The following is a 23,565-nucleotide window of genomic DNA, read 5'->3' as shown; positions in this document are numbered from 1 at the left end:
GGCGGCGGGAATCAGTCGCGGAGAACATAAGCATGAACAAACACCCGAAATTAACCGAGGCCGACGTCACGCCGGAGAGCGTGTTCCACCAGCGGCGCAAGGTGCTGCAGGCGCTCGGCATCAGCGCCGCTACGCTGGCGCTGCCTACCGGCGCGCGGGCGGACCTGCTGTCGTGGTTCAAGGGCAACGATCGCCCCAAGGCGCCGCCGGGCAAAGCGCTGGCATTCGGCAAACCGGCCGCCTGGCAGGCGCAGCTGGCGATGACGCCGGAAGACAAGGTGACCGGCTACAACAACTTCTATGAGTTCGGCCTCGACAAAGCCGATCCGGCCGCCAACGCCGGCGGGCTGAAAACCGAAGGCTGGAAAGTGCGCATCGACGGCGAAGTGGCGAAACCGATAACGCTGGATATCGACGATCTGATGAAGCGTTTCCCGCTGGAGCAGCGTATTTACCGCATGCGCTGCGTCGAGGCCTGGTCGATGGTGGTGCCGTGGATCGGTTTCGAGCTGGGCAAGCTTCTCAAGCTGGCCGAACCGAACAGCAACGCGCGTTACGTAGCCTTCCAGACGCTGTACGATCCGGAGCAGATGCCCGGCCAGAAAGATCGCTTTATCGGCGGCGGCCTGAAATATCCCTACGTCGAAGGGCTGCGGCTGGACGAGGCGATGCATCCGCTGGCGCTGTTGACCGTCGGCGTGTACGGCAAAACCCTGCCGCCGCAAAACGGCGCGCCGCTGCGACTGATCACGCCGTGGAAATACGGCTTCAAAGGCATCAAATCGATCGTGCATATCCGCTTGGTGCGCGATCAGCCGCCGACCACCTGGAACCAATCCGCGCCGAACGAGTACGGTTTTTACGCCAACGTGAATCCGCACGTCGATCATCCGCGCTGGTCGCAGGCCACCGAGCGCTTCATCGGCTCCGGCGGCATTCTCGACGTCAAACGCCAACCGACGCTGCTGTTCAACGGCTATGCCGATCAGGTGGCGTCGCTGTATCGCGGCATGGATCTGCGGGAGAATTTCTAAGTGCGCCTGACGCCTGTTCACATCAAATGGCTGAAAGCCGCCCTGCATCTGGCGGCGTTTTTGCCCTTTCTCTGGCTGGTACTGGCGGTGGATCAAGGCTGGTTCAGCGCCGATCCGTCCAAGGACATCCAGCATTTTACCGGCAGGATGACGCTGAAACTGCTGCTGGCCACGCTGATGATCGCCCCGCTGGCGCGCTACGCCCGCCAGCCGCTGCTGATCCGCTGCCGCCGTCTGGTGGGGCTGTGGTGTTTTGCCTGGGGCACGCTGCACCTGATAAGCTACTCCACGCTGGAGCTGGGGCTGAGCAATCTCGGCCTGCTGGGCAGCGAGCTGGTGAACCGCCCTTATCTGACGCTCGGCATCCTCACCTGGCTGATCCTGCTGGCGCTGGCGGCCACCTCGACGCTGTGGGCGATGCGCAAACTGGGCGCCAAATGGCAAACGTTGCACAACTTCGTCTATCTGGCGGCGATCCTCGCGCCCATCCACTATCTGTGGTCGGTCAAAACCTTTTCCCCCCAGCAGTTCATTTACGCGCTGCTGGCGGTGGCGCTGTTGGGCCTGCGCTACAAGAAATTCCGCGCCTGGTGGCGCTGAATCGCGCGGCGGCGCGCGTGATTGTCGTTGAAAAACGCACGCCGCCGGCGGGAACTTTTTCTGTGTTCCAGCGCTCATATTCCTGTCACGGAACCCCGAGTTGGTCGATTTGGGGTTGAATATCTTCGCTGATAAGACCAGTATTTAGCTGCGAATTGCTACGATATCGTTATAATGCCCGACCTTGTTTCTGTTCTCAGGGTGAATTTGCCCCTTAACAGGTGACAAATCGGTAACATCGGGTTATTTTCTACGATGATGGTTTTATTGCCGGAGATACCAGCACAATGGCGGATAAGTTTCACATTTTGCTTCTGAACGGCCCCAATCTCAATCTGCTGGGGACGCGTGAGCCGGAGAAGTACGGCAGCACGACGCTGACAGAGATTGTTAACGGATTGGAAAACCAGGCATCCGCATTGGATATTACCCTGAGCCATCTGCAGTCCAACGCCGAGCATCAGCTGATCGATCGCATCCATCAGGCGCGCGGCAACACCGATTTCATTCTGATAAACCCGGCGGCGTTCACGCACACCAGCGTGGCGTTGCGCGATGCGTTGCTGGCGGTGCAGATCCCGTTCATCGAGATCCACCTGTCCAACGTGCACGCCCGCGAACCTTTCCGCCATCACTCTTATCTCTCAGACGTAGCGGTAGGCGTGATTTGCGGCCTCGGCGCGGATGGCTACGCTTTCGCTTTACAGGCAGCGGTTAACCGTCTGTCGAAAACCCACTAATTGCTCCACAAAAAGAGTACGGAATCACACTCATGGATATTCGTAAAATCAAGAAACTGATCGAACTGGTTGAAGAATCAGGCATTTCTGAACTGGAAATCTCTGAAGGCGAAGAATCGGTTCGCATCAGCCGTGCCGCACCGGCGCAGGCTTATCCCGTCATGCAGCAGGCTTACGCGATGCCGGCACAGCAGCAGCCAGCCCTGGCTACCGCCGTTGCCACCGCGCCTGCGGCAGAAACCCCTGCAGCACCGGCGGCCGTGAGTGGCCACGTCGTTCGTTCCCCAATGGTAGGCACCTTCTACCGCACCCCAAGCCCGGACGCGAAAGCCTTCGTGGAAGTGGGCCAGAAAGTGAACGCCGGCGATACCCTGTGCATCGTTGAAGCCATGAAAATGATGAACCAGATCGAAGCGGACAAGTCCGGCGTCGTGAAAGCCATCCTGGTGGAAAACGGCCAGCCGGTCGAATATGACGAGCCGCTGGTCGTCATCGAATAACGAGGCGCCCCCCATGCTTGATAAAATTGTTATCGCCAACCGCGGCGAGATCGCGCTTCGCATCCTGCGTGCCTGTAAAGAACTGGGCATCAAGACCGTTGCGGTTCACTCCGCAGCCGACCGCGATCTGAAACACGTGCTGCTGGCCGACGAGACCGTCTGCATCGGTCCTGCGCCATCGGTAAAAAGCTACCTGAACATCCCGGCCATCATCTCGGCGGCGGAAATCACCGGCGCGGTGGCGATCCACCCGGGCTACGGCTTCCTGTCCGAGAACGCCGACTTCGCCGAGCAGGTTGAACGCTCCGGTTTCATCTTCATCGGCCCGAAAGCCGAAACCATCCGCCTGATGGGCGACAAGGTTTCCGCGATCAACGCCATGAAAAAAGCCGGCGTGCCATGCGTGCCGGGCTCCGACGGCCCGCTGACCGACGACATGGATAAAAACCGTGCCTTCGCCAAGCGCATCGGTTATCCGGTGATCATCAAGGCCTCCGGCGGCGGCGGCGGTCGCGGCATGCGCGTGGTGCGCAGCGACAAAGACCTTGAGCAGTCCATCAACATGACGAAAGCGGAAGCCAAAGCGGCTTTCAACAACGACATGGTGTACATGGAAAAATACCTGGAGAATCCGCGTCACATCGAGATTCAGGTATTGGCCGACGGCCAGGGCAACGCCATCTATCTGGCCGAGCGCGACTGCTCCATGCAGCGCCGCCACCAGAAAGTGGTCGAAGAAGCGCCGGCGCCGGGCATCACCAGCGAAATGCGCCGCTACATCGGCGAGCGCTGCTCGAAAGCCTGCGTGGAAATCGGCTACCGCGGTGCGGGCACCTTCGAGTTCCTGTATGAAAACGGCGAGTTCTATTTCATCGAAATGAACACCCGTATTCAGGTAGAGCACCCGGTTACCGAAATGATCACCGGCGTGGATCTGATCAAAGAGCAGCTGCGCATCGCTGCCGGTCAGCCGCTGTCGATCAAACAGGAAGAAGTGAAGATCCACGGCCACGCGGTAGAATGCCGCATCAACGCCGAAGATCCGAACACCTTCCTGCCGAGCCCGGGCAAGATCACCCGCTTCCACGCGCCAGGCGGTTTCGGCGTGCGTTGGGAATCTCATATCTACGCCGGTTATACCGTACCGCCGTACTATGACTCCATGATCGGCAAACTGATCACCTTCGGCGAAAACCGTGACGTGGCGATCGCCCGCATGAAAAACGCCCTGGCTGAACTGATCATCGACGGCATCAAAACCAACGTTGAGCTGCAGCAGAAGATCATGAACGACGAAAACTTCCAGCACGGTGGCACCAACATCCACTATCTGGAGAAGAAGCTGGGTCTGCAGGAAACCTAAGGCAGCCACGCAGCATCGTCTGACGAAAGGCCGGTTAATCACCGGCCTTTTTCTTTTCTCGCGCCCGCCTGATTTTTTCGTTCAACCGCGCAAAATAGAATCAAATCTTCACAGATAACTTTCTCTTCACATTCATCCAGCCCGCCACCCACATCACCACACAAAACATAACAAGATGTTTTTAAACAAAAAACATTTAACTCATAGCTTACAAATAAATATTAGCAAGGAAAAAACTCAATCCATCGCATTTTCACACGCCATAAGCTTTAACAAAATTAACGTATTAATTACAAAGCTTGACCCCGATCACATCCGCTCGGTGATAGCCCGTGCTATTGTCGCCGTCGATCGAATGCAGCGCGCTCTTTTTCTCTTTTTATTTATCCTTTTTATTGACTTAGATGAGTAATGTCTTAATGAGCCATGTAACTGAATACGACCGTAAGCCCGAGTTTTCCCTGTACCACCGTGCTGACATGGAAACCATAAAAAGCATTAAGGAAAACGGGATTGAGAAGCTTTTGGGCGAAGTGAAGAATTTCCGCGCCAATGAGGAAATAAACCGCTTTATTCCCGAACGGGCACGCCTGGCAGTAAGCTGGGTGCGTCTGGCGAAAAACGAAAAGCTGGATGTGCATGTTCATCCAATATCTTCGCTGTATATCATTTGTGAAGGGGAAGCGATCCTGCTGGGAGACGGCGTTGACCGCCGGGCCGTTCCAGGCGATGTCATCTGCATTCCGCCAGGCGCGGATCACGGCTTCATCGGCGCGGGCGACAACGGCTACTGGGGGCTGTCAATCCAGTTTGAGGAGCGCGGGCTCTATGAAGATCCCAGCAAGCCGCTGGTGACTTTCGATCAAGATCCCTACGCTTACTACCATCAGCTTAAAGCGCATAACGCCCGCTACATCGAGCGCTATCAGGACAACAAGATCTTTACCGCATTCGCCAAGGACAAAACGTTCTCCGAGGCGAAAAAATCCTTGTTCCTGGACTACCTGCAGATCCTGTCCGATCAGTTCCAAAAAATGGTGCTGCTGCGTAGCGCACTGTGTGAAGACGTTCGCTTCTCGCGTTTCTTCAGTGAACATCTGAAAGAAGAATTCGGCCATGACGAGGTGCTGCGCAACAGCCGCGACAACCTCCAGGTTCGCGAAGACGCGATCTTTGAAGCGCTGTGCATCTGGTTCAACCACCAGATGATCACGCTGGATAATCTGGAACAGGCTATCCTGGTGCACTTTGTCATCGAAGGTTCGGCTTTCGTGTTCTATAACAACATCAAACACGTGTTCGATCCGAGCAAACAGAACCATTTCGAGGATCACTCCGAATTCGATGGCGATCATCAGGAAGTGGATAAAGCGTTCTTCAAGGGGATGACCGAAGAACAATTCCAGCGTGTCAAAGCCGTACTCGATAAAGGGTGGAGTATGGTTGAGAAGCAGTATGCAAGACTGGCCGAACTGATCGAAGCATAAGCCGGGCAGGTCATCAGGAGCGGTCATGAAAATTGTTTTATTGGGATTCGGCGGTATTGGGCAAGAGACGCTAAACGCGCTGTTAAGTACGACCGAGCGACGTGGCAGCGTCAATGAAGTCGTGATCATCTGCCGAAATACCGAAAAGTATTCAGCCGTTTGCGAAGATATTCTTGATGGCCTGCTGGCGGAAGCGCTCTTCTCACGCCATAACCGAACGTCTTTACCCAAGATTGTTGTGACGGATGACTACCGCCACATCGACGGGGCTGACGTGATCCTCTGTTGCTATGGCGTGCCTTCAACCTTTCCGATGCATGACCGCCAGGCGTTGCTGGACGATCACGTACGGCTCAGCGAGGCCATTTTTAGCCGAGCCAAACCCTTCATTGCTCCCGGCTGTCACATCATCAATGCGGTCAATCCGGTGGATAGCATCAGCTATTACATCGATAAAATCCTGCTCGACTCTCGCTGCCGGGTGATAGGCATCGGCGCCGCGCACAACACCGCCAGGCTGCTGAAAAGCATCTGCCGCATTTCCGGGATCGACATGCAGCGCATCGACGCGCGTAGCCTGACAGTCTGCGGCGAGCACGGCGCCGGGTTGGTGCCCTTGCTCAGCCAGGTAACAACCGACGAGGGACCGCTGAACCAGCTACTTTCGGCGCAGGCGCTGGCGCAAATCGTCACCGATACCCGCAATCAAGGGTTGGACATATTTCACAAAATGCGGCGCCCTCCTAAATATGGCCCGGCCGCCTCCATTCTTATCTTGCTTGAGCGCATCATCCAACGGGACGAAACCCCCTGCTGCGGTTCGGTCTGGCTGCCGGAACTGGGCGTGTTCATGTCCTGGCCGCTGGCTCTGCGCGACGGCGTCTTTACGCCGCTGTCGCTGATGCCCAATCAGGATGAGCAACAACAAATCCACCAGGCGGCGCTCAAGTTAAAAAACATCATCCAAGGTTTTAGCTGATGACGACCGATCAAACCAGACAGATTTTCCGCGATCTCTACATGCCGTTACGCCCTGAGTATCGTTTTCTTTCGCCACTGTACGGGGTGCTGTGGTGCAACAACGAACTCGCGGAAAAGTATTACCGTTTTCTTGGCGCCGAACACCCGATCGGCCAGGTGGCGCGCGCGTTGTTCTACCGTACTGACCTGGTCGAGTTTGACGTAAGCAAAGAGGTGAAGAATCCGTTCACCTGGTTTTCCCCCTCTACCCTTGCACGGCTGGTGGCTTTCATGAGCAGCCCGCGTTTCACCGACAATGATATCTCCTCGTTATATCAGCATGTACGAGATGAAACGGATTTTCACGCTGCCATTGAGCAGCAACATCGGCTTTCTGTGCAAATACGCCGGCTTTGCGACAGCGTACTGCAACAGTTCGAGGACACAAAAGCGCAGATCGCAGCCGCAGAACGCGAAGCGCTCTCCCTCGGCGCCCATTTGAAAGCGCAAGAAAAAGCGCTGAATCAGATCCTGCAACAGGCGGAAAACGCCGTTAAAGCGCAGCAGGCGCCGATCCAACAATGTCGAGCCGCGATCGCCGCGCTCAAAGCCGGCAAAAAAACGCTGGGCAAAAGCGCTGCTGAGAATAAAGAGGCGCAGCTGCTGGCGCTCAATGCCGAAATCACCGAGCTGGAAGCACGCCTGAATGCGGCGCAGCAAGAAGCCATGCATCAAGCCGGCCTGTTCCCCGCCTGGCAAAACGCGCAGGCCACCGTCGAACATGCCCGCCAGCAAAAAGATGAAGCCACCTTGCGCGCCAGCATGCTGGCGGAAAATTTTACCGAAAGCACCGTCGCACGGCTGCAAACCGAGGGATTCAGCGCTGACTTCATTGCATTGCATCTGCCTTTCAACAAGTATCACCGCTATCTGCCGCGACGTGTGCAGGATTACGTCGGTATCCACTGTGCCGATCGCGACAGCTTGCTGGCCGAGTTGCACAATTTATGTCGTTTACTGATCGCGGCCAGCCGCACCGCCGAGCACGACAGGGAGGTGTTTCATTTGCTCAACGCGGCGCTGTGGCTGAAATGCAAGGGTAACTTCGGCAAATTGACCGCCTACATGCAGCAACTGCGGGAACTGAGCGGGGAGCTGTTCGGCGAAACGGCGACGGGCGAGACGCACTTCCCCGATCGCTGCCATGACTATTACGATCGCGAAGTGTACGGCCGCTATTTTCCGCCGCTGTGCATCACCAAAACCTGCCGCCCCGCGCCGGATTCTGACGTCTCGTTCTCAGATTGCGGGGAGAGTTCGCTGCGCAACTTCATCAATGTCCTGGTGAAAAACCAAGCAAGCGCGCAGCTTGACGCCGGAATACTCAAACGCAGCGGTCTGGCTGTCGATCCGCGCGTCATCGCGTTCTATGAAAAAAACCCTCGTTTGGAAACGATCAGAAGCCAGGAAGTACATAACCAGTGGGCTGAAATTGCCTCATCACTCAATGCGCGCGACAACCGAATCAAATACCTGACGCCAGGTAAAGACGCCTATTGCGAGTTGGCCGCCGGCGGCAACAACATGCAGCATATGCTGCAAGCGCTATTGGGCGAAGCTGATATCACCACCATTTGCCGCCGAATCGCCTCCTCTTCCGGCATCGATATTCGTTGCGATCTCAGCGACTTCCACCCGGAACGGCACGATCTGGAAGACTTCACCAACGTTGTTCGCCTTGAATTCGACGGCAAATATGTCTTTCACTGGTATTTCCTCAAACAGCATTTCCGCTGCGCTTCGGCAGATCTGTTCAACGAAGAGGAAAATTATGTACGCCAGGCACTCGCCATGCTGAATGACGAGATGAAACAGGGCCGTCTGAATCGCGACCAGTTCCGCGCACTGCTCAGTTTCCATCTGAAAGAGAAGCCCGTGGCGCAAGTCAAAATGATATTCGACAGCCTTGGCGCTACCCTCGTCGGAGATGAAATGACGTTCTTGATGTTGGGTAAATTGAACTCCGTCGATTCCATGTTCGAATACTGCATGAACGTTCTGGCGATTCCAACGCTGGCGCATAGCGCGCCAGTCTCGGCGACTGTCGCCGCGATTATTCAAGGCATCAGCCCGCATCCGGTTATCTTCGATCAGCGGAAAAATCTCATCGCGAGGATTAGAGAAACCGGAGTGACGCCGTTACTCACTCTGGCTAACCGATGGGAAAAGGAAAGTTTGGAAAAGGTGTAATACACTCGGTTCAACAGACGACGAGCAACATTTAAGGAGAAACCGCCTTGAGGTCAACATTCATCCCTTATTTCCCAAAAGAAATATGGGTTATCTTTATCGGGACGTTTTTGACGCGCGCCTGCTTTTTCATGATTTGGCCATTCATTACCATTCTCATGAGAAATAACTACGCGATGACGCCGGTGGAAATCGGCGTCATGATGAGCGTATCACTTATCGTGTCTATTTCTTTCGGCTATCTCTTCGGTGGCGCATCAGACAAATATGGCCGTCGCACGTTGATTATTCTTGGTGCAATCGCCGCTATCATTTCATTTAGCGTACTTGCGTTGGCCAACTCACCGGCGTGGTATTTTGTCGGTATTTTACTCAATGGCATTTCGCGCTCATTGATCGAACCCGCCAGCAAAGCGGTGATCGGCGATATTCTCCATGACAGGCAAGAGCGGGAACGCGCCTTGAACATCCGCTACTTCCTGATGAACGTGGGCGCAGCCGTAGGCCCATTAGTGGGTGTCGCTCTCGGGCTGACGGCGCAGAAGGCCACCTTCTTCGTCACCGCATTGTCGTTCCTTTGCTATTTGCTGCTGGTGCTCGCGGTATTCAAAGCGGGGCACGGTAAAGAAACGCGCAACGCCACCTTCTCGTTCATTGGCTCTTTGCGGATTATCTGGAACGATCAGGCGTTCAAGGTGTTGGTAGTCGCCAACATTTTGGTGATGCTGGTCTACGGGCAGATCGACGTGACGCTGCCGCAATACCTCATGATCAGCCAGGTGTACAACCCCGAATACCTGCTCAGCGTGCTGATATTCATCAATGCAGCCACGGTGATAACGCTGCAGTATTTCACCGAGCGCTTTACCCGCCGCATGTCATTGGCACTGAAAACCAGCCTGGGCGTGTTCTTTCTCGCGCTTTCACAAATTGTCTTTCTGCTGGTTTCCAGTGAAAGCTGGCTGCTGTGGTTGGTCGCCATGTTCCTGCTCAGCCTCGGCGAAGTCATCCTGTTCCCTACGCTCAATATACAAATTGATCGTATGGCGCCGGCTAACCTAAAAGGGGCTTACTTCGGTGCCGCCACGTTTTACGAATTTGGCCTGGCGCTCGCTCCTTTTGTCGGCGGTTTGCTGTTAAAACAAGGTGGCGGTGGCGCCCTGTATGCCGTGATGTTCTTTTTATGCATCGGCGTCATCGTTCTTTATACTATTTCGGAAAGAATATCTGAGAAAAGAACGATAACCGCGTGACATTGTTAACCCGCTAATTAACGCCGCCCTTGTTTAAACGTATTAACGGGGCGGCTTTATCGTGATATTAATCACAGTAAATAAATAGCGAAGGATATGCGGGTCATTATTTAATCGAACGATTTATTTAATGCCAAAAAATAAAAGAAATCTATTTACATGAATGATTAGGAGATGTTATAAATTTGTTTATTGCAGGCGTGTAGCTCAGTGGTAGAGCGCTGTGTCATACTTCACAGAGGTCACCTGGTTCGATTCCGGTTGCGCCAACCAATATAAAACCCATTCCTTTTCCCATTCTCTTTAATTATTTTATCATCGAAATAAACCGGCAAAAATTTATATATTTACCCCCCTCTTTTCTTTCCATCGCCCCGTTGCGTTCACCGGAAAGGTGAATAATTTATTAGCCAAACGCCGCACATTCCGTACAATCCTGTTCCTTCATCTGTTCTTGTCACAAGCCATCATCGTAAACCTATGGGGGACACTGATGGACAAACGCTTTATTCAGGCGCACCGCGAAGCGCGCTGGGCGCTGGGGCTGACGCTGCTCTACCTGCTGGCCTGGGGGCTGGCGGCCTACCTGCCGGACAGCGCCATCGGCGTCACCGGCCTGCCGCACTGGTTCGAAATGGCCTGCCTGCTGGTGCCGCTGCTGTTCATCGGCCTGTGCTGGCTGATGGTGCGCACGGTGTTCCGCGACATTTCGCTGGAGGACCGCGATGCAAACTGAAGTGATCCTGCCGCTGGTCGCCTACCTGTTGCTGGTGTTCGGCCTGTCGGTGTACGCCTATCGGCGCCGCCAGAACGGAAACTTCCTCAGCGAATATTTCCTCGGCAACCGCTCGATGGGCGGCTTTGTGCTGGCGATGACCCTGACCGCCACCTACATCAGCGCCAGTTCGTTTATCGGCGGGCCGGGCGCCGCCTACAAATACGGCCTGGGCTGGGTGCTGCTGGCGATGATCCAACTGCCGGCGGTGTGGCTGTCGCTCGGCGTGCTGGGCAAGAAATTCGCCATCCTGGCGCGGCGCTACAACGCCATTACTCTCAATGACATGCTGTATGGCCGCTACCAAAGCCGCCTGCTGGTGTGGCTGGCCAGCCTCAGCCTGCTGGTGGCGTTCCTCGGCGCCATGACGGTGCAGTTCATCGGCGGCGCACGCCTGCTGGAGACCGCCGCCGGCATTCCTTACGACACCGGCCTGTTGATCTTCGGCATCAGCATCGCGCTGTACACCGCCTTCGGCGGCTTCCGCGCCAGCGTGCTGAACGACGCCATGCAGGGGCTGGTGATGCTGCTCGGCACCGTGCTGCTGCTGGTGGCAGTGATCCATGCCGCCGGCGGACTGGACAGCGCAGTGAGCAAACTGCAGCAGATCGATCCTGCGCTGGTGTCGCCGCAGGGCGGCGATCAGATCCTCAGCCTGCCGTTTATGGCGTCATTCTGGATCCTGGTGTGCTTCGGGGTGATCGGCCTGCCGCACACCGCCGTGCGCTGCATCTCCTACAAGGACAGCAAGGCGGTGCATCGCGGCATTCTGCTCGGCACCGTGGTGGTGGCGGTGCTGATGTTCGGCATGCACCTGGCCGGCGCGCTCGGCCGCGCGGTGTTGCCGGATCTCAAGATCCCCGACCAGGTGATCCCGACGCTGATGATCACCGTTCTGCCGCCGTACGCCGCCGGGATCTTTTTGGCGGCGCCGATGGCGGCGATCATGTCGACCATCAACGCTCAGTTGCTGCAATCCTCCGCCACCATCATCAAGGATCTCTACCTGGGCGTGCGGCCGCAGCAGATCCACAACGAGCGGCTGATCAAGCGCTTCTCCAGCCTGACCACGCTGATCCTCGGCCTGCTGGTGCTGCTGGCGGCCTGGCGCCCGCCGGAGATGATCATCTGGCTCAACCTGCTGGCTTTCGGCGGGCTGGAGGCGGTCTTCCTGTGGCCGCTGGTGCTGGGCCTGTATTGGGAACGAGCCAATGCTCAGGGAGCGCTTAGCTCAATGGTGTCGGGTGCGGTATGCTATACGCTATTGGCCAGCTTCAACCTGCAACCGGCGGGGCTGCATCCTATCGTGCCTTCGCTGTTGCTCAGCCTGTTGGCGTTTTATCTCGGTAACGTCGTCGGCGAAAAGCGCCGGGCGGCGTCATCATTACCCTCTTGAAGAGAATTGCTATGCCTTGGATCCAACTCAAACTGAACACCACCGGCAGCCAGGCGGAAGACCTGAGCGACGCGCTGGTGGAAAGCGGCGCCGTGTCGGTGACCTTCCAGGACACCCACGACAACCCGGTGTTCGAGCCGCTGCCGGGTGAAACCCTGCTGTGGGGCGATACCGATGTGATCGGCCTGTACGACGCGGAAACCGATATGACCGAGGTGGTGGCGATGCTGGAACAGCACCCGCTGCTGGGCGCCGGATTCCGCCACAAGATAGAGCAGCTGGAAGACAAGGACTGGGAGCGCGAATGGATGGACAACTTCCACCCGATGCGCTTCGGCGAGCGCTTGTGGATCTGCCCGAGCTGGCGCGACGTGCCGGATCCCGACGCGGTCAACGTGATGCTCGATCCGGGCCTGGCGTTCGGCACCGGCACCCACCCGACCACCGCGCTGTGTCTGCAGTGGCTGGACGGCCTCGATCTGGCCGGCAAAACCGTCATCGATTTCGGCTGCGGTTCCGGCATCCTGGCGATCGCCGCGCTGAAGCTGGGTGCGGCGCGCGCTATCGGCATCGACATCGATCCCCAGGCCATTCAGGCCAGCCGCGACAACGCGCAGCGTAACGGCGTCTCAGAGCGTCTGGAGCTGTATCTGCCGAAAGACCAGCCGGCGGACCTGCTGGCGGACGTGGTGGTCGCCAACATCCTCGCCGGCCCGCTGCGCGAACTGGCGCCGCTGATCGGTTGCCTGCCGAAGGCCGGCGGTCATTTGGGGCTGTCCGGCGTGCTGGCCAGCCAGGCGAGCAGCGTTGCACAAGCCTACGAAGAAAAGTTCACGCTCGATCCGGTCGCCGAGCGTGAAGAGTGGTGCCGCATCACCGGCCGCCGTAAGTAAGCGTCACGGTATATTGCTCCCTCATCCACCGGCCCCGCGCCGGTGGATTTTTTTTGTCCGGCGATCGCCTCACGGGCAAGACAAAATTTTATGCAATTTTTTGCCTTTCAACGATGGATCGCCCTGACAATGCGCCTTCCAGGCAGGTTATCCCGGCAAAAATAGCGGGCGAATGCAGATAATATCCTGCGCAAAGGCGAATATTTTACCGCACACAAAACAAGCACTTTTCGTCAACTCATTGTAAAATATATACAATATTTTTATGAATCACTGCGCAGCGCATTTTTTGCCCTAATAGCGAGCCGATTGGTTAAAGTTTGGCCTTTCATCTCGGCGCAAAAATGCGTAATATACGCGCCCTTGCGGACACAGTATGGTCACTCTTTGTCTATGCGCATTGGACACCACCAGCTTACTAATTGCCTGATTGCGGCCCCGATGGCCGGTATTACAGATCGCCCGTTCAGAACCCTCTGTCATGCAATGGGTGCTGGGATGGCTGTATCCGAAATGCTCTCCTCCAATCCGGAGGTGTGGCGGACGGATAAGTCGCGTCTGCGTATGGTGCATAGCGATGAACCAGGGATCCGCTCCGTGCAGATTGCCGGATGCGATCCTGATGATATGGCCGCCGCCGCGCGTATCAACGTGGCCAGCGGCGCGCAGATCATCGACATCAATATGGGATGCCCGGCCAAAAAAGTGAACCGGAAGCTTGCCGGGTCCGCCTTGTTGCAGTACCCGGATCTGGTAAAACGGATCCTCCACGCGGTGGTTGACGCGGTGGATGTGCCGGTAACGCTGAAGATTCGCACCGGCTGGGCGCCAGAGCACCGTAACTGTGTAGAGATTGCCCAACTGGCCGAAGACTGTGGTATTCAGGCCCTGACGATTCACGGCCGAACCCGCGCCTGTCTGTTTAACGGCGACGCGGAATACGACAGCATTCGGGCAGTTAAGCAGAGTGTTTCCATTCCGATTATCGCGAATGGGGATATTACTGACCCGCATAAAGCCAGAGCAGTGCTCGACTACACCGGGGCCGATGCCCTGATGATAGGCCGCGCTGCTCAGGGGAGACCCTGGATCTTCCGGGAAATCCAGCATTATCTGGACACTGGGGAGTTGCTGCCGCCGCTGCCGCTTGGCGAGGTGAAGCGCTTGTTGATTGGGCACATTCGGGAATTGCACGGCTTCTATGGCCAAGGCAAGGGATTCCGGATTGCTCGTAAGCACGTGTCCTGGTATCTCCAGGAACACGCTCCGAATGACCAGTTTCGGCGCACATTCAACGCCATAGAGGATGCCAGCGAACAGCTGGAGGCGTTGGAGGCATATTTCGAAAATCTTAGCGTAAAAAAAGAGCTGACAGAACTATGTTCGAACAACGCGTAAATTCTGACGTACTGACCGTTTCTACCGTTAACTCACAAGATCAGGTGACTCAAAAGCCTCTGCGTGACTCGGTTAAACAAGCACTGAAGAACTATTTTGCTCAACTGAACGGTCAAGACGTAAATGACCTGTATGAGCTGGTACTGGCTGAAGTTGAACAGCCACTGTTGGACATGGTGATGCAATACACCCGTGGCAACCAGACCCGCGCAGCCCTGATGATGGGCATCAACCGCGGCACGCTGCGCAAGAAGCTGAAAAAATACGGCATGAACTGATACTAGTCAGTTAACGTGTTGAAAAGGCGCTTTATCTCATTTGATAAGCGCCTTTTTCTTTTTCTGACTTGTGCCTACATTGGCAAGGATTTGCGCGGAATGCGCTTATCGATATATCCGGCAAAGAAATAGCAAATACCCGCCACGCCCGCGATCATCACGTAGCGCTTCCACCCGTCCAAATCCACGCCCAGGCTATCCAGCCCGCTCAACACCACAAACACCAGCAGGCCCAAGATAACCGATGCTCTGCCTGTCCAGGCTGGTGGGGGTGTCAATAACCGCCTTATCCAGTGGGATTTCATAGCGCTTCCTTCTTGCTTACGATTGAGTCGCCAATCGATGAAGAATACTCTCACGTTTTAATCGGGGCGACAAAGCGGGGCATCGGCTCTGGATTGCAGGCAATAAAAAAGGCCGCTGCGCGGCCCTTGGGGTAAAGCGGAGACCTTACTCGGTCACTTTGTTCTTGAGGCTTTCCGCCCCTTGCTTGGTCTTGTCCCAAGCCTTCTCCGATCCCTGTTTGGTGGAGTGCCAGGCCTTTTGCGAACCTTCGCTCACTTTGCTGCCGACGCTGTCGCTCTTGCCTTCGGCGGCATGCTTGGCTTTCAGCTTCAGCTCTTCACCCTTGTCCTGAGACTGGTGCAGCTTTTCTTTGGCGGTATCCGCCCCTTTGTGCGCCTCGGCGACAACTTCGTTGCTGGCGTGAGCGGCGGTGTCGGTCGCGGTTTCAGCAGCGAACACCGGGGAAGCGAGCAGCAGTGCAGACAAGGCAATGATTGATTTTTTCATAAGTCCCTCTTTTCTCAGATACGTGCCATTCGTCATGAAACAAGATGGCATGAAACACCCCTTGAACGATTTAAGAATAGGACTAAAACCAAAAAAATCGATATAAAATTTCATTACAAATCATTTTATTGATTTTTTATGCCAACAAGCAGCACACGCAGGGAAAGCGCACGAAAAAGTTAAATTTTTCCTGTCATAAAACTATAATTTGTACGAATTTTTAACAAGCACCAACAGGGATGGATTCTATGGTTGCCGCGATCATTATCGGCATTTTTATCATCAGCTTCCTCTACGCACACTCCCGCGGCAAAGAGAAACAAAAGCTTACCCGTCAGCTGTTCGATCACTCCACGTTTATGGGGCCGATCAACATGTTTATGACCGGTTTCTCGCGTTTGCCCGCCAAACAGCCCTATTTCGACGAAAAAGGCTTCCCGGAGCTGCAAACGCTGACCGACAACTGGCAGGTGATCCGCGAGGAAGCCGTGCGTTTGCAGGATCACATCAAAAAGGCGCAGTCGCATAACGACGCCGGCTTCAACACCTTCTTCAAACGCGGCTGGAAACGTTTCTATCTGAAATGGTACAGCGACAGTCACCCTTCGGCGCAAACGCTGTGCCCGAAAACCGTCGAGCTGCTCAACCGCATCCCATCGGTCAAGGCGGCGATGTTCGCCGAGCTGCCGCCCGGCAGCCATTTGGGTAAACACCGCGATCCTTACGCCGGCTCGGTGCGCTACCACCTGGGGCTGATGACGCCTAACGACGATCGCTGCTTCATCGAGGTGGACGGCGAGCAGCACAGCTGGCGCGACGGCCAGGCGGTGATCTTCGACGAAACCTACGTGCACTGGGCGCAAAACGCCACCGACCAGACGCGCATCATTCTGTTTTGCGACGTCGAGCGGCCAATGAAATGGCGCTGGGCGCAGGCGGTCAACCACTGGGTCGGCGCTACGCTGATGTCGGCGGCCAGTTCGCCGAACGACGATCAGGACCGCACCGGCGGCATCAACCGCATCTTCAAATACGTCAACGCGGTGCGCGACGCCGGCCAGCGCCTGAAGGCGCGTAATCGCCGCGGTTACTACCTGCTGAAATGGCTGGTGATCGCCGCCATTTTCGCCGCCATCATCCTCCCCAGCCTGTAAACCGTCGCCAATCGTCAATCCAGAGGCAATGCGAATGAGAATATTCGCATGCCTCTCTTCCTCTGAACCCCGTACCCTGTGTTAACATACGCATTCCTAGAGCCGCCTCCGCTGGCCAACAGCTATCCCTCCGAAGCCTGATAGCAGCGCAAACCGCCCTTCGAATGTAAATGTTTAGTCAATTATGGAATTCTGACTAAACCCTGGCCGTCCCCGGGTGTCTGAGTCGTTGTATCGCTATCGAGTGGATCCTTTATGCGCTACAGGTTGCTACCCCCCTAACGCATAAACGAGCTGCTATGAAACGCCAAAAGAGATTTCAACTTTCCTTGCTGCACCCGCGCTACTGGCTGACCTGGTTCGGTCTGGCCCTGTTGTTCCTGCTGGTGCAACTCCCCTACCCGCTGCTTAACCGCCTTGGCGTATGGATGGGGCGCACCTCGATGCGCTTTCTTAAGCGTCGCGTCGCCATCACCCGCCGCAACCTCGAACTGTGCTTCCCCGAAATGGACGAAACACAGCGCGAGCGTAAAGTAGTGGGCAACTTTGAGTCCCTCGGCATGGGCCTGCTGGAAACCGGCATGGCCTGGTTCTGGTCGGATAAACGCGTTAAGCGCTGGTTTAACGTCTCCGGCATCAACCACCTCAAAATGGCGCAGCGTGACGACCGCGGCGTGCTGGTGATCGGCGTGCACTTTATGTCGCTTGAGCTGGGCGGCCGGGCAATGGGCCTGTGCCAACCGATGATGGCGATGTACCGCCCGCACAACAACAAGGCGATGGAGTGGGCGCAAACCAAGGGCCGCATGCGCTCCAACAAGGCGATGATCGATCGCAAGGATCTGCGCGGCATGGTGCACGCACTCAAGCGCGGTGAGGCGGTATGGTTCGCGCCGGATCAAGATTACGGCCCGCGCGGCAGCGTATTCGCGCCGCTGTTCGCCGTCGATCAGGCCGCCACCACCAGCGGCACCTTCATGCTGGCGCGCATGGCCAACCCGGCGCTGGTGCCGGTGGTGCTGATCCGCCGTGAAGGCGGCCGCGGCTACGACCTGCTGATCCAGCCGGCTCTGGAAGACTACCCGCTCAGCGACGAACAGGCGGCGGCGGCTTATATGAACAAAGTGATCGAAAAAGAGATCATGCGGGCGCCGGAGCAATATCTGTGGCTGCATCGCCGCTTCAAAACCCGGCCGGTCGGCGCGCCGTCGCTGTACTGAACCCCGTTTTCCAGCCCGGCCGACGCCGGGCTTTTTTGTGCGCCGCGTTTAAAAAATCTGCGGCTCAACATTTCGCTTTCCTGTAATCTCCCTCTTTACCCGCACAGGAAAGGAAATGATGAAAGCTCAAGTCCGCATTGCTCTGGTCGGTGATTACAACCCGCAAGCCGTGGCCCATCAGGCCATCCCCGTGGCGCTCCAGCTCACCGCCGCCCATCTCGACATCGACGTGCAGCCCCAGTGGCTACCGACCGAAACCCTGACCTCCCCCGATGTCCTGCAAGATTTCGATGCCATCTGGGTGGTGCCAGGCAGCCCATATTGTCACGACGACGGCGCCTTTATGGCGATCAGGCATGCGCGGGAAAACGACGTGCCGTTCCTCGGTTCCTGCGGCGGCTTTCAGTACGCCATCATCGAGTACGCCCGCAACGTGATGGGCTGGCACGATGCCGGCCATGCGGAAACCGACAGCGGTGGCCGGTTGGTGATCGCCCCGCTGAGCTGCTCGCTGGTGGAAAAAACCGGCGACATCGTTTTTCAGCCTGACACCCGTGTCGCGCAGGCCTACGGCAGCCTGAACACCCATGAAGGCTACCACTGCAACTTTGGCGTGGCTCCGGACTTCGTCGCCGACCTTGAGCGCTTCCCGTTGATTATCAGCGGCCACGATGCCGAAGGCGACGTGCGCGCCATCGAACTGCCGGAGCGGCGTTTTTACGTCGCCACGCTGTTTCAATCAGAACGCGCTGCACTGCGCGGCGAGCTTTCGCCGCTGGTGGTGGAACTCGTCAAAGCCGCCGTCTGCTAACCTGCTACCTCCCGGTAGGATCGGGCCGCAGCGAGACAGGGTTCTCGTTGCGCCTTTCATTTCGGGTATCACTCGGCATCAACGTTTCACATTTATTATCTCATTAAAGTTAATCCATTAATTGCCCAATAACGGATCATTCATCGCAGTTTAATTGAAACGTCATACTCCTATGAAAGTTAACAGCAGAATTACGAATAAAGAAATGCATGAAATCACAATAAGCTTTACTTCTTATTATTCATTATTATTTCTTTTATAATAATACAGCATAAGAGATTCTTTATAATTTTTTATGATTCAGCCTGTTATCTCTTGCGGAGAAGCAACCGAACTTGCCCGCTGAGATACCACTCCGTTATCGCCCACGAACCTCCTCAGCTCCGCCCTTTTTTTTAAAAAATAAAAAACACAAATAAAACAATAAATTACATAATTTCACTTACTAATACCACGTAGAAAAACCAGTCAATCGTAATTAACACGCCACAAAAGTAATGGCAAAAAATTAGTTTAAAAATAAATAAAATACAAATCATTAACGCTAAAATCATTGAATTTATTATAATCAAATAAAATCATTAAAAATATTTAATGTGAAAACAGGCCAACTTAATAATCACCTTTTATAATGTTCGAGTGCTTGGCTGCGACTCACTTTATTTAATTCGATTCATTCCTTATTTGTGGAGGTGGTTCCGTGTCCGCTTATTCCCTGACGACCGTGCAACAAGCCGTGTGGCTAGACCAATCTTTAAACCCCGATATCCCCTTATATAACGTTGGGTGTTTATGGCGCGTAGAGCGCGAGATTTCGCTACCGCTGTTTCAAGAAGCCATACGGCAAATACAGCAACAACATGATGCGTTGCAAACCACGCTGAAAGAAACGCCGCAAGGCATTACCCAGGAAACCTGCGACCGGGCCTATATCGACCTGCATTACCACGATTTTTCGCACAGACAAGATGCCATCAGCCTGGCGGAAACACACCTTCGTTCTCAATTCCTGCAGCCTTATTCACTGTATGACAGCCTGCTTTGGCGCTGCCACCTGGCCAAAGTCAGCGGTTCCAGCACGCTATGGCTGCTTGCTTCCCATCACCTGATTGCGGACGGCACCTCAATTTCCCTGCTGAGCAAAATGATCATGGAGCGCTATAAACAATTAAAAGCAGGGATAAAAAACGAAGCCCCCCGCTCGCGTTACCAAGACTTCGTCATCAGCGATCGCACCTATCAGCAGTCTCCACGCTACGAGCGCGATCGTGATTTCTGGTTGAAGCGTTTCATCGACGCGCCCCCCTCCATGCTGGAACGCCGCCAAAATCACTGTGAGCAACAAACCTACCCCAGCCATCAGATAATCAAGCGGTTGCCACGCGAGCGTTTCCTACAGTTGGAACAATACGCCGCCGCACAGGGCGGTTCTGCAATGCATTTTTTTAGCGCTTTGCTGGCCACCTGGTTCGCCCGGATTTGGCAAACCGATCAATTCACGCTGGGCGTGCCGGTACATAACCGCAGTACCGCCGAACATAAGCAAACATTGGGCATGTTTTCCTCGATGATCCCACTGCGCATCACGGTCGATTCACAGCAATCCTTCGGCCACTTACTGCGGCAAATCGGCAGCGAGCTGCGCCAGTGTTATCGTCACCAGCGTTTTCCCATTGCCGAACTCAACCGCCAGTTGAACCTGCATCAGCAGGAGCGGCGCCAGCTGTTCGACATCAGCTTTTCTCTGGAGGTTTTTCCGACCGACATCGAACTGGAAGGCAGCCAGTTCAAGGTGGAAAACCTGCACCACGGTCAGGAACAGCTGCCCCTCGGCGTCTACCTGCGCCATTACCATCCGGGCGACGACCCGCTGTTGGAGTTCAACCTCAATCAGGCCTGGTTCAGTCAGGAAGACGGTGAGCGCATCGCCGCCCGCATGCTGCACCTGCTGAACACGCTACTGGACGGCGATCCGGCGCTGCCGCTGGGGCAGTTACCGCTGCTGTTGCCGCAGGAAAGACAGCAAATCTTCCATCAATGGAATGAAACCCGACAAACATGGGCAGACATGCCGCAAGGCGTACATCAATTCCTGGAACGGCAGGCCGCGCTGACGCCAGAAGCGCCGGCGCTGTGCTACGAGGACCACGAGATCAGTTATCAACAGCTGAATCTGCGGGCGAATCGATTGGCTGCCTTTCTCAGGCTGCAGGGATTACAGCCTGACGATCGCATCGCGGTATGCGTCAACCGCAGCCCGGATATGGTGATTGCCCTGTACGCCATCCTGAAGGCGGGCGCCGCCTATGTACCGCTCGATCCCGACTATCCACAAGACCGCCTGCGCCACATGCTGCAAGATTGCGGCGCCAGATTCGTTCTGATCGACGATGGCGGCGAACACGCGCTGCATCCGCTGCGCGATATCGCCGTGCCGCGATTGCATCTTCAGCGTGAGAGCCATCTGTGGCGGCAAGCGCCGGATGGCAACCCGCCGCCGCTGGCCGCCGATCCACAGCGCAGCCTGGCTTATGTGATTTACACCTCCGGCTCGACGGGGAAACCCAAAGGGGTAATGAACGAACACCGTGGGGTGATCAACCGACTCCTGTGGATGCAAAAGGCTTATACACTGACGCCGGATGATGTCGTGCTGCAGAAAACGCCGTTCAGCTTCGACGTCTCTGTCTGGGAGTTTTTCTGGCCGATGATGGTCGGCGCCCGGCTGGCCATCGCCAAACCGGGCGGTCACCAGGAGCCGGATTATCTCAGCGCCTGCATCGCGCAGCACGGCGTGACCACACTGCATTTCGTCCCCTCGATGCTGCAACTGTTTCTGCGCCACGGCGATATGGCGCAGTGTGCCTCTCTGAAACGCATTATGTGCAGCGGCGAGGCGTTGCCGCTCGCGACGGTACAACGCTGCCTGCAGCAGTTGCCGCAGGCGGAACTGCACAATCTCTACGGCCCGACTGAAGCCGCCGTAGACGTTTCCAGCTGGCAATGCCTGCCCGATGATCCTCGCCCACTGGTACCGATCGGTAAACCGATCGCCAATACCCAGCTCCATATTCTGGATGACCAACTGCAACCGTTACCGCCTGGCATCGCCGGCGAATTGCATATCGGTGGTATTCAGGTTGCCCGTGGTTATCTGAACCGCGCGGCGCTGAGCGCCGAGCGATTTATCGCCGATCCTTTCAGCGCCGAGCCGCAGGCTCGCCTGTATAAAACCGGCGATCTGGCCCGCTGGCTGCCGGATGGCAACATTGAGTATCTGGGCAGAAACGATTTCCAGGTCAAAATCCACGGCCTGCGCATTGAATTAGGCGAGATCGAGCAACAGCTCAGACAGTGTTCAGGGGTTGAAGACGCCGCCATTCTGGCGCGGGAAGACGAAAGCGGCGGCAAGCGCCTGGTCGCCTATGTCATCGCCCCAGAGCAAACGGCCGACGCCGCCGAATGGCGTCGGCAATTGCAGCAACACCTGCCGGACTTTATGGTGCCGTCCTGTTTTATCCGGCTGGATGCTTTTCCGCTGTCGCCCAACGGCAAGCTGGATCGCAAAGCGTTACCGGCACCGGCCAACATGCAGGAAACCGCTGCTTATGAAGCCCCGCAAGGCGAGCAGGAACAGCAGTTGGCCGAACTGTGGAGCGAACTGCTGGGCACAACGCGCATTGGCCGCGACGATGATTTCTTCGCGCTGGGCGGCCATTCGCTGCACGCCATTCAACTGCTGGTTAAACTGAAGCGACACGGGCATTCGTTAGGCATTAAGACGCTGTTTGCTCACCCGACGCTGCGCGGCCAGGCCCGTATTCTCACCGACGGTGTGCCCGCAACGACGCCGGCCACCTCAGAACCCCTGCAGCAGCTGTTGACGCGTCTGAATCAGGCCAGTTTTACCTTTAAACAGGTAGAGCGCCTGAATCACGCCATCGCCGCCGAAAGCGTCTGGATGATCCACCCAGCCGTCACCGGCTGCGACGTGTATCGCGATCTGGCGAACTATTTAGAGAAAGATTTCAATGTGTTAGGCATCAACAATTACAACCTGTTCCAACAGCCGCACATCACTTCGCTACGCGAGCTGGCGGCGTATTATCTCGGCCATATGCGGCTGTCGCCGGCGCGCCCCGTCCGTCTGTTGGGTTGGTCGCTAGGGGGCCTGATCGCGCTGGAGATGGCCGCTCAACTGGAAAGCCAGGGCTATCGCGATATCCAACTGTTCCTGCTTGATACCTTCTACCGAACCCCATTCCAGATCCGCAGCGAGCCGGGCATGCTGGCGGCGATGCTGGCCATGTTGGGTATTGACGGCGAGGCCGCCGACCGGGCCTTAAAGGCAGAGCCGACGGAGCTGGCATTGGCAAAACAAACGCTCAGCGCACCGTTGCAACATGCACGCATCACGCTGTTCAAGGCGACCGAAGATGCAAATCTGAATATCACCGGCCTGGGCGATGAGCGTGAACTGCTGGCGATTGCCGACAATGGCCTGTCGGCAATCGGTCAACATCTGCAGGTGCATCCGTTGCCCTGCAATCATCACTCCATTATCTTCAGCCACGAGGAGATAGGACGCGCCTTGCGACAGTCATCGCGCACGCCGGCGATGCTAGGCAACCTTCCTTGACGCTCTACGGTCTGCGGCGCAG

20 protein-coding genes and 1 tRNA gene are annotated in these 23,565 nt (G+C 56.1%); 19 read left to right on the top strand and 2 right to left on the bottom strand.

Translation table 11 applies throughout. The features are described 5' to 3' along the window. Positions 1 to 32 precede the first annotated feature (32 nt). The 15 genes from msrP to fis all read left to right on the top strand — a co-directional run bounded on the left by msrP (position 33) and on the right by fis (position 14,927). A complete protein-coding gene (gene msrP, locus ACMGF7_RS10340) occupies positions 33 to 1,034 on the top strand; it encodes a protein-methionine-sulfoxide reductase catalytic subunit MsrP (protein ID WP_049241434.1) in 1,002 nt (333 codons plus the stop codon). After that, a complete protein-coding gene (gene msrQ, locus ACMGF7_RS10335; protein ID WP_420286429.1) occupies positions 1,035 to 1,634 on the top strand; it encodes a protein-methionine-sulfoxide reductase heme-binding subunit MsrQ in 600 nt (199 codons plus the stop codon). 287 nt (positions 1,635 to 1,921) lie between these two features. Further along, entirely contained in the window at positions 1,922 to 2,374 is a 453-nt protein-coding gene (gene aroQ / locus ACMGF7_RS10330; protein ID WP_004936891.1) for a type II 3-dehydroquinate dehydratase, read from the top strand. A 32-nt stretch (positions 2,375 to 2,406) separates the two neighbouring features. Next, positions 2,407 to 2,874 carry an acetyl-CoA carboxylase biotin carboxyl carrier protein gene (gene accB / locus ACMGF7_RS10325; protein WP_004936889.1) on the top strand — a complete coding sequence of 156 codons (468 nt, stop codon included), beginning with the start codon at positions 2,407 to 2,409 and terminating at the stop codon, positions 2,872 to 2,874. A gap of 13 nt (positions 2,875 to 2,887) precedes the next feature. Then, complete coding sequence (gene accC / locus ACMGF7_RS10320) at positions 2,888 to 4,237, top strand: acetyl-CoA carboxylase biotin carboxylase subunit (RefSeq protein ID WP_004936886.1); 1,350 nt, start codon at positions 2,888 to 2,890, stop codon at positions 4,235 to 4,237. 419 nt (positions 4,238 to 4,656) lie between these two features. Continuing rightward, a complete protein-coding gene (locus ACMGF7_RS10315) occupies positions 4,657 to 5,724 on the top strand; it encodes a cupin domain-containing protein (protein ID WP_049241430.1) in 1,068 nt (355 codons plus the stop codon). A gap of 25 nt (positions 5,725 to 5,749) precedes the next feature. Beyond that, on the top strand, positions 5,750 to 6,703 hold the full coding sequence (locus tag ACMGF7_RS10310; RefSeq protein WP_015379200.1) for a lactate/malate family dehydrogenase: 954 nt from the start codon (positions 5,750 to 5,752) through the stop codon (positions 6,701 to 6,703). Then, positions 6,703 to 8,934, top strand: a complete 2,232-nt coding sequence (locus tag ACMGF7_RS10305) for a hypothetical protein (protein WP_164095425.1) — start codon at positions 6,703 to 6,705, stop codon at positions 8,932 to 8,934. The genes ACMGF7_RS10310 and ACMGF7_RS10305 overlap by 1 nt, the downstream gene beginning before the upstream one ends. Before the next feature lie 47 nt (positions 8,935 to 8,981). Next, entirely contained in the window at positions 8,982 to 10,187 is a 1,206-nt protein-coding gene (locus ACMGF7_RS10300; RefSeq protein ID WP_004936868.1) for an MDR family MFS transporter, read from the top strand. A 196-nt stretch (positions 10,188 to 10,383) separates the two neighbouring features. Continuing rightward, positions 10,384 to 10,460: transfer RNA gene (locus ACMGF7_RS10295), tRNA-OTHER, on the top strand. A gap of 220 nt (positions 10,461 to 10,680) precedes the next feature. Continuing rightward, entirely contained in the window at positions 10,681 to 10,923 is a 243-nt protein-coding gene (locus ACMGF7_RS10290; RefSeq protein WP_004936865.1) for a YhdT family protein, read from the top strand. Further along, complete coding sequence (gene panF / locus ACMGF7_RS10285; protein WP_004936863.1) at positions 10,913 to 12,358, top strand: sodium/pantothenate symporter; 1,446 nt, start codon at positions 10,913 to 10,915, stop codon at positions 12,356 to 12,358. Before ACMGF7_RS10290 ends, panF begins: the two co-directional genes overlap by 11 nt. An 11-nt stretch (positions 12,359 to 12,369) precedes the next feature. Then, the gene (gene prmA / locus ACMGF7_RS10280) at positions 12,370 to 13,251 is read left to right on the top strand and encodes a 50S ribosomal protein L11 methyltransferase (protein ID WP_015379202.1); all 882 of its coding nucleotides are present in this window, start codon (positions 12,370 to 12,372) and stop codon (positions 13,249 to 13,251) included. 393 nt (positions 13,252 to 13,644) lie between these two features. Further along, positions 13,645 to 14,649 (top strand): tRNA dihydrouridine synthase DusB, encoded by a 1,005-nt coding sequence (gene dusB, locus ACMGF7_RS10275; protein WP_004936856.1) that lies wholly within the window; start codon positions 13,645 to 13,647, stop codon positions 14,647 to 14,649. Beyond that, the gene (fis, locus tag ACMGF7_RS10270) at positions 14,631 to 14,927 is read left to right on the top strand and encodes a DNA-binding transcriptional regulator Fis (protein ID WP_000462905.1); all 297 of its coding nucleotides are present in this window, start codon (positions 14,631 to 14,633) and stop codon (positions 14,925 to 14,927) included. The genes dusB and fis overlap by 19 nt, the downstream gene beginning before the upstream one ends. A gap of 74 nt (positions 14,928 to 15,001) precedes the next feature. Here the strand turns inward: fis and ACMGF7_RS10265 are convergent, their stop codons facing one another. Together ACMGF7_RS10265 and ACMGF7_RS10260 are read right to left on the bottom strand one after the other, a co-directional pair. Beyond that, on the bottom strand, positions 15,002 to 15,232 hold the full coding sequence (locus tag ACMGF7_RS10265) for a hypothetical protein (protein ID WP_126180945.1): 231 nt from the start codon (positions 15,230 to 15,232) through the stop codon (positions 15,002 to 15,004). A gap of 145 nt (positions 15,233 to 15,377) precedes the next feature. Continuing rightward, entirely contained in the window at positions 15,378 to 15,719 is a 342-nt protein-coding gene (locus ACMGF7_RS10260; protein ID WP_004936850.1) for a hypothetical protein, read from the bottom strand. A 248-nt stretch (positions 15,720 to 15,967) separates the two neighbouring features. Between ACMGF7_RS10260 and lpxO the strand changes: the two genes are divergently transcribed. The 4 genes from lpxO (at position 15,968) to ACMGF7_RS10240 (ending at position 23,543) form a co-directional block, all read left to right on the top strand. After that, positions 15,968 to 16,873, top strand: coding sequence for a lipid A hydroxylase LpxO (gene lpxO / locus ACMGF7_RS10255; RefSeq protein WP_004936848.1), 906 nt, complete (start codon positions 15,968 to 15,970; stop codon positions 16,871 to 16,873). A 299-nt stretch (positions 16,874 to 17,172) separates the two neighbouring features. Continuing rightward, a complete protein-coding gene (lpxP, locus tag ACMGF7_RS10250) occupies positions 17,173 to 18,093 on the top strand; it encodes a kdo(2)-lipid IV(A) palmitoleoyltransferase (RefSeq protein WP_044030347.1) in 921 nt (306 codons plus the stop codon). 115 nt (positions 18,094 to 18,208) lie between these two features. Next, the gene (locus tag ACMGF7_RS10245) at positions 18,209 to 18,904 is read left to right on the top strand and encodes a CTP synthase (RefSeq protein ID WP_021505130.1); all 696 of its coding nucleotides are present in this window, start codon (positions 18,209 to 18,211) and stop codon (positions 18,902 to 18,904) included. A gap of 700 nt (positions 18,905 to 19,604) precedes the next feature. After that, a complete protein-coding gene (locus ACMGF7_RS10240) occupies positions 19,605 to 23,543 on the top strand; it encodes a non-ribosomal peptide synthetase (protein ID WP_273874984.1) in 3,939 nt (1,312 codons plus the stop codon). Positions 23,544 to 23,565: the final 22 nt, after the last annotated feature.

The organism is Serratia sp. BNK-17 (assembly GCF_048684935.1).
Taxonomy (GTDB): Bacteria; Pseudomonadota; Gammaproteobacteria; order Enterobacterales; family Enterobacteriaceae; genus Serratia; species Serratia nematodiphila.
Note: the sequence above shows the minus strand (reverse complement) of the source record. Positions and strands in the feature narration are given on the sequence as shown.

What these genes read in the sequence shown, in the direction of transcription:
- panF (WP_004936863.1), top strand. Translation starts at nt 10,913, where the DNA reads ATGCAAACTGAAGTGATCCTGCCGCTGGTCGCCTACCTGTTGCTGGTG.
- msrP (WP_049241434.1), top strand. Translation starts at nt 33, where the DNA reads ATGAACAAACACCCGAAATTAACCGAGGCCGACGTCACGCCGGAGAGC.
- aroQ (WP_004936891.1), top strand. Translation starts at nt 1,922, where the DNA reads ATGGCGGATAAGTTTCACATTTTGCTTCTGAACGGCCCCAATCTCAAT.
- ACMGF7_RS10305 (WP_164095425.1), top strand. Translation starts at nt 6,703, where the DNA reads ATGACGACCGATCAAACCAGACAGATTTTCCGCGATCTCTACATGCCG.
- dusB (WP_004936856.1), top strand. Translation starts at nt 13,645, where the DNA reads ATGCGCATTGGACACCACCAGCTTACTAATTGCCTGATTGCGGCCCCG.
- ACMGF7_RS10290 (WP_004936865.1), top strand. Translation starts at nt 10,681, where the DNA reads ATGGACAAACGCTTTATTCAGGCGCACCGCGAAGCGCGCTGGGCGCTG.
- fis (WP_000462905.1), top strand. Translation starts at nt 14,631, where the DNA reads ATGTTCGAACAACGCGTAAATTCTGACGTACTGACCGTTTCTACCGTT.
- accB (WP_004936889.1), top strand. Translation starts at nt 2,407, where the DNA reads ATGGATATTCGTAAAATCAAGAAACTGATCGAACTGGTTGAAGAATCA.
- accC (WP_004936886.1), top strand. Translation starts at nt 2,888, where the DNA reads ATGCTTGATAAAATTGTTATCGCCAACCGCGGCGAGATCGCGCTTCGC.
- prmA (WP_015379202.1), top strand. Translation starts at nt 12,370, where the DNA reads ATGCCTTGGATCCAACTCAAACTGAACACCACCGGCAGCCAGGCGGAA.
- ACMGF7_RS10265 (WP_126180945.1), bottom strand. Translation starts at nt 15,232, where the DNA reads ATGAAATCCCACTGGATAAGGCGGTTATTGACACCCCCACCAGCCTGG.
- ACMGF7_RS10245 (WP_021505130.1), top strand. Translation starts at nt 18,209, where the DNA reads ATGATGAAAGCTCAAGTCCGCATTGCTCTGGTCGGTGATTACAACCCG.
- lpxP (WP_044030347.1), top strand. Translation starts at nt 17,173, where the DNA reads ATGAAACGCCAAAAGAGATTTCAACTTTCCTTGCTGCACCCGCGCTAC.
- ACMGF7_RS10315 (WP_049241430.1), top strand. Translation starts at nt 4,657, where the DNA reads ATGAGCCATGTAACTGAATACGACCGTAAGCCCGAGTTTTCCCTGTAC.
- ACMGF7_RS10260 (WP_004936850.1), bottom strand. Translation starts at nt 15,719, where the DNA reads ATGAAAAAATCAATCATTGCCTTGTCTGCACTGCTGCTCGCTTCCCCG.
- ACMGF7_RS10310 (WP_015379200.1), top strand. Translation starts at nt 5,750, where the DNA reads ATGAAAATTGTTTTATTGGGATTCGGCGGTATTGGGCAAGAGACGCTA.
- lpxO (WP_004936848.1), top strand. Translation starts at nt 15,968, where the DNA reads ATGGTTGCCGCGATCATTATCGGCATTTTTATCATCAGCTTCCTCTAC.